The sequence below is a fragment of the Paractinoplanes tereljensis genome, assembly GCF_016862435.1.
Classification (GTDB): domain Bacteria; phylum Actinomycetota; class Actinomycetes; order Mycobacteriales; family Micromonosporaceae; genus Actinoplanes; species Actinoplanes tereljensis.
In genome coordinates, this window is record NZ_BOMY01000081.1 from 1 (window position 1) to 980 (window position 980).

The following is a 980-nucleotide window of genomic DNA, read 5'->3' on the forward strand; positions in this document are numbered from 1 at the left end:
ATCCGCCGGATGACCGCACCGCCGGACCTCCGCGACTTCGACGAGCGCATCGCTCAGGTGCGTCGTGACAAGGAGTCCGCGATCGACGCGCAGGACTTCGAGCGCGCCGCCCAGCTTCGCGACAACGAGAAGCAGCTGCTGACCAAGAAGGCGCAGCGGGAGAAGGAGTGGAAGGCCGGCGACCTCGACGTCGTCTCCGAGGTCGACGACGAGCAGATCGCCGAGGTCCTGGGCAACTGGACCGGTATCCCGGTGTACAAGCTCACCGAGGAGGAGACTTCCCGGCTGCTGCGCATGGAGGACGAACTCCATAAGCGCGTCATCGGCCAGGAAGACGCCGTCAAGGCGGTCTCGAAGGCGATCCGGCGTACCCGGGCCGGTCTGAAGGACCCGAAGCGGCCGTCGGGTTCGTTCATCTTCGCCGGTCCGTCCGGTGTCGGTAAGACCGAGCTGTCGAAGGCGCTTGCCGAGTTCCTGTTCGGCTCGGAAGACGCTCTGATTCAGCTGGACATGTCGGAGTTCCACGACCGGTACACGGTGTCGCGGCTCGTCGGTGCCCCTCCCGGCTATGTCGGCTACGACGAGGGTGGTCAGCTTACCGAGAAGGTGCGGCGTAAGCCGTTCTCGGTGGTGCTGTTCGACGAGATCGAGAAGGCTCACCCGGATGTGTTCAACACGCTGCTGCAGATCCTCGAGGACGGCCGGCTGACTGATGGTCAGGGCCGGATCGTGGACTTCAAGAACACGGTCATCATCCTGACCACCAACCTCGGCACCCGGGATGTGGCCAAGGCGGTGTCGCTGGGCTTCCAGGCGTCGGAAGACGTCGAGAGCAACTACGACCGGATGAAGGTCAAGGTCAACGACGAGCTGAAGCAGCATTTCCGTCCGGAGTTCCTCAACCGCATCGATGACACGATCGTGTTCCACCAGCTGCGTCAGGAAGAGATCCTGCAGATCGTGGACATCTTCACCGCCCG

General features: G+C 63.5%; 1 protein-coding gene. It reads left to right on the forward strand.

Going from position 1 to position 980, the window contains the following annotated elements:
• The coding region (locus tag Ate02nite_RS48540; RefSeq protein ID WP_203814811.1) for an AAA family ATPase at positions 1 to 980 on the forward strand (980 nt) is incomplete at both ends.